4 protein-coding genes are annotated in these 4,465 nt (G+C 72.3%); 3 read left to right on the plus strand and 1 reads right to left on the minus strand.

Going from position 1 to position 4,465, the window contains the following annotated elements; all coding sequences use genetic code 11:
- The first annotated feature begins 151 nt into the window (after positions 1–151).
- From G6R24_RS18545 to G6R24_RS18555, 3 genes are all read left to right on the plus strand, one after another.
- Positions 152–1,420, plus strand: coding sequence for a thiamine pyrophosphate-dependent enzyme (locus tag G6R24_RS18545; RefSeq protein WP_225438710.1), 1,269 nt, complete (start codon positions 152–154; stop codon positions 1,418–1,420).
- Between the two features lie 116 nt (positions 1,421–1,536).
- Positions 1,537–3,036 (plus strand): aldehyde dehydrogenase family protein, encoded by a 1,500-nt coding sequence (locus G6R24_RS18550; RefSeq protein ID WP_225438713.1) that lies wholly within the window; start codon positions 1,537–1,539, stop codon positions 3,034–3,036.
- Between the two features lie 214 nt (positions 3,037–3,250).
- Positions 3,251–3,724 carry an LppP/LprE family lipoprotein gene (locus tag G6R24_RS18555; protein WP_225438711.1) on the plus strand — a complete coding sequence of 158 codons (474 nt, stop codon included), beginning with the start codon at positions 3,251–3,253 and terminating at the stop codon, positions 3,722–3,724.
- Positions 3,725–3,805: 81 nt separating this feature from the next.
- Here the strand turns inward: G6R24_RS18555 and mce are convergent, their stop codons facing one another.
- Positions 3,806–4,231, minus strand: coding sequence for a methylmalonyl-CoA epimerase (mce, locus tag G6R24_RS23805; protein ID WP_163550474.1), 426 nt, complete (start codon positions 4,229–4,231; stop codon positions 3,806–3,808).
- Positions 4,232–4,465 lie beyond the last annotated feature (234 nt).

Consider the following 4,465-nt stretch of genomic DNA (forward strand, 5'->3'; position numbering starts at 1 on the left):
GGCGGGTACGACTACGACGCGATAACAGAAGCACCGGGAGCGTTCTCTCCGTTCCCGAATCCGCGTAGTGTCCCTAGCGGTATACCGGGCTATTTTCGATGGTTTCCGATCGTAGGACGTCCTGCGATCCACGGGTGTAGAGGTGGTCGGCATGAATGTCGTGCAACGGCCGGGGCTGACTGCTGGGCGGCCGGGGCGGCGGTCCGAGCCGGCCGCCGTCGTGACCGCGGTGACGCAGGCGTCCGCGCCCACGCAGACGGTGCCGGCGGCATCCGTGTCGGCGGGTCCGGTGTCGGCGGGTCCGGTGTCGGCGGGGTGCGCGCATCCGTCAGCACCGTCCGAGCTGGCCGACACCGGGATCCAGCTGCTCGCCCCCGATGGCACCCTCGTGGCCGAGCCACGGTTCGAGGTGCTCGCCGACCACGATCTGCGCCTGGAGTTCTACCGGTCGATGGTGCTCGCCCGCCGCCTGGACGCCGAGGCCACCGCGTTGCAGCGACAGGGTGAGCTGGTGTTGTGGATTCCGCTGCGCGGGCAGGAGGCGGCCCAGGTCGGATCGGCCCAGGCCGCCGGCCCACGCGACTTCATCTTCCCCAGCTACCGCGAACACGCCGTGGCCTGGCATCGGGGCGTACCGGCCGCCGAGGTGCTGCGTCTGCTGCGTGGGGTCAGCCACGACGGTTGGGACGTCGCCGCCCACAACCTGGCGAACTACACGATCGTGCTGGCCTCGCAGACCCTGCACGCCATCGGCTACGGCATGGGCGTCCTGCTCGACGGGGACGTCGGCACCGGCGACCCCGCGCGCGACACCGCCGTGCTGGTCTATCTCGGCGACGGGGCGATGAGTCAGGGCGACGCGAACGAGGCGTTCGTCTGGGCGGCCAGCTTCGGCGCTCCGGTCGTCTTCCTGTGCCAGAACAACCAGTGGGCGATCTCGACGCCGAGCCGTCGCCAGTCACCGGTGCCGCTGGCCCGCCGCGCCGACGGCTTCGGCTTCCCCGGCCTGCGGGTCGACGGTAACGACGTGCTCGCCATGCACGCCGCGACGAGCTGGGCGCTGGCCCACGCCCGCGGCGGCGGCGGCCCGGTGCTCATCGAGGCCAACACCTACCGGATGGCCCCGCACACCACGTCCGACGACGCCACCCGCTACCAGCCGGCGGACGAGGTCGCCGCCTGGGCGGCCCGTGACCCGATCGAACGGCTGCGCCGACTGCTCGCCACGGACGTCGACGCCGCCTGGTTCGACGAGATCGACGACCAGGCCGCCACCGCCGCCACCGAGCTGCGCCGCGACTGCCTCGCCCTCGACCCGCCGGAGCCCTCCAGCATGCTCGGCCATGTGTACGCCGAGGAGACCGCCGACGAACGTGACCAGCGCACCTGGTTCAACGCCTACCGCGACTCCTTCCTGTGACCCGATGACCTCCGGTGGTCGATGCTGGTGTCGTGACCAGATCTGACGAGCAGACCAGCACCGAGGATCATCGTGCCGGCGGCGCCGCTGCCAGCTCCATCCCCGTCCCCACCGCCGTGGACGGGGCGCGGGCGACGTTCGCCTCCCTCAATCCGGCCACCGGCGAGGTCGTCGGGCACTTCCCCGTTTACGACGACGCCGCGGTCGCGGCCGTGGTCGCCGCCGCCCGCGCCGCCGCACCCTGGTGGGTGGGCCTCGGCCCCTCCGGGCGCCGCGAACGTCTGCTGCGCTGGGCGACGCTGCTGGTACGCGACGACCGTGACCTCGTCGATCTGCTGCACGCCGAGAACGGCAAGACCGCCGCCGACGCCCGCCTCGAGCTGCTGCTGGTGCTCGAGCACATCCGCTGGGCGGCCCGCCACGCGGGACGGGTCCTGCGCTCCCGCCGGGTCCTGCCCGGACCCTTCCTCGCCGACCACACCGCCCGCGTGGACTATCTGCCCCTGGGCGTCGTCGGCGTGATCGGGCCCTGGAACTACCCGCTGTTCACCCCGATCGGGTCGATCGCCTACGCACTGGCCGCCGGCAACGCGGTGGTGTTCAAGCCCAGCGAGTACACCCCCGCCCTGGGCACCCGGCTGGCCACCACCTTCGCCGCCGCCAACCCGGACGGCCCCGCCGGCCTCTTCGGCGTCGTCACCGGTCTCGGCGCCACCGGCGCGGCCCTGTGCACCGCCGGCGTCGACAAGATCGCCTTCACCGGCTCCGCGCGCACCGGACGTGCCGTGATGGCCGCCTGCGCCACCCGGCTGACCCCGCTCATCATGGAATGCGGCGCCAAGGATCCCCTGCTCGTCGCCGACGACGCCGACGTGACCGCCGCCGCGCGGGCGACCGCCTGGGGTGCGATGGCCAACGCCGGGCAGACCTGCGTCGGCGTCGAACGCGTCTACGTCACCGCCTCCGTCGCCGCGCCCTACCTGAACGCCCTATGCCGGGCCCTCAACGGCATCCACCCCGGGACCACCCCGGATGCCTCCTACGGTCCGATGACGATGCCCGGCCAGCTCGACGTGGTGCGCCGCCAGGTCGACGACGCGCTCGCCCGTGGCGCCACCGCCCTGGTCGGCGGCTCCCAGGCGGTGGGGGAGCGGGCCATCGCACCAATCGTGCTCGTCGACGTCCCCGACGACGCCGAGGTCATGCGGGACGAGACGTTCGGCCCGGTCGTCACCGTGCGCACCGTCACCGACATCGACGAGGCCGTCGACCTCGCGAACGACACCGCCTACGGCCTGGGCGCCACGGTCTTCTCCCGCCACCACGGCGACGAGATCGCCGCCCGGCTAAACACCGGCATGGTCACCGTCAACGCCGTGCAGTCCTTCGCCGGTATCCCCGCCCTGCCCTTCGGGGGACGCGGTGAGAGCGGTTTCGGTCGGGTGCATGGCGCGGACGGGCTTCGCGAGTTCGTCCGTCCCCGCTCGGTGGCCACCCGGCGACTGGCGCTGCCCGGCACCACCCTGACCACCTTCCACCGCCCACCCGGTCTCCTCGCCGCCGTCACCCGCCTGGTCCGCCTACGCCACGGCCGCGCCACCGCCCCGTCCGACTAGTCCGCCGACCAGCCCGGTATCGGGGCCCGGATCGAGCACCCCGGCCCGCTTTCTCCGTCACGTAATGTCACCGACTGGGGGAGGACGGGGGACGTATCGGGCGACATACCGCGCGTAGCGACCACGGGGTCGGCATCCGTCGAACGGCGCATCTAGCGTGGTCGAGGCCATACGGAACCTAGGGGGGTTCATGACTCTACGTCACGGACTGGCCATGTCGGTGCTGGTCGGTGCGCTCAGCCTCACCGGCGGGCTCACTGCCACCGCCACCGCCGCCACGGGCGCGTCCACTGTCTCGGACGCGCCGAGTGCCGGGCAGGCGGCCGCGGTCGTGCGGGCCGCGGGTTACACACCGATCTCCTTCGGTGGTTACGACGCGGCCAACGATCTCAGCGTGATCATCGGGCTGCTGTCGACGTCGGGGGACGGGCATCCGCAGCGGGCGTTCCTGTTCCATCACGCGACCCTGGTCGGCTATGACGCGCCGCAGCCGAGCGCGACGATCCGCTGGATCTGGTCCACCGACCGGCAGGTCGCACTGCAGTACGACCTGTACCGGCCGGGTGACCCGATGTGCTGCCCGAGCGCCGGTGGTGCCACCGTCCGCTACGCCTGGAACGGCTCCGGCGTGAGCCGGCTGGACTCGCTGCCCAGCGCCACCACCTCGGCCGCGACCAGCAGACGCTGATCAGCCCCCGACACGGCCGGCCGGGCGCGGTGCGCCGGACGTCCTACCCGGGACGTCCGGCCAGGACGGACGGGTGGGCCGTCAGTGGCCCTCGACGGCCTCGACCAGCTCGGTCAGGACGCCGCCGAGGGCCTTCGGGTGGACAAAGGCGATCCGGCTGCCGGCGGTGCCGTGCACGGGCGTCTTGTTGACCAGGTCGAACCCGATGGTGGTCAGGGCGGCGAGGGCGCTGTCGATGTCGGCGACACCGTAGGCGATGTGGTGGATGCCGGGGCCCCACTTGGCCAGGAACTTCCCGACCGGGCTGTCCTCGCGCAGCGGCTCGAGCAGCTGGACGTAGGAGCTGCCGGCCTCGCCGTTGTTCACCAACAGCATCGCCTCACGCACACCCTGGCGGTCGTTGTCCTCCTGGTGCACCACGGTGAGGCCGAACGCCTCCTCGTAGAGCGGGATGGTGCCGGCCAGCGACGCCACCGCGATACCCACATGGTCGATCCTGCTCAGCAGCACAACGTTCTCCTCACTTCGCCGGCATGCCCCACCGGCCCGCACCCCTGGCTCCCGCCAGCCTGGTTTCCCAGCGTGCCCGGTGATGATGCCGGCGTCGACCGATGCGGCCCGGTGGCGGACGTGATCGTCGTCGCCCGCCGCGCGGATCGGTGGGGGAGCCGTGGGGGCTCCGCGCACGGAGGAAGACGACACGAAGGGCGGCGAGCGGGTGGTATCGGTAGGCTGTCCGGA

This window comes from Candidatus Frankia nodulisporulans (assembly GCF_902806475.1).
Classification (GTDB): domain Bacteria; phylum Actinomycetota; class Actinomycetes; order Frankiales; family Frankiaceae; genus Frankia; species Frankia umida.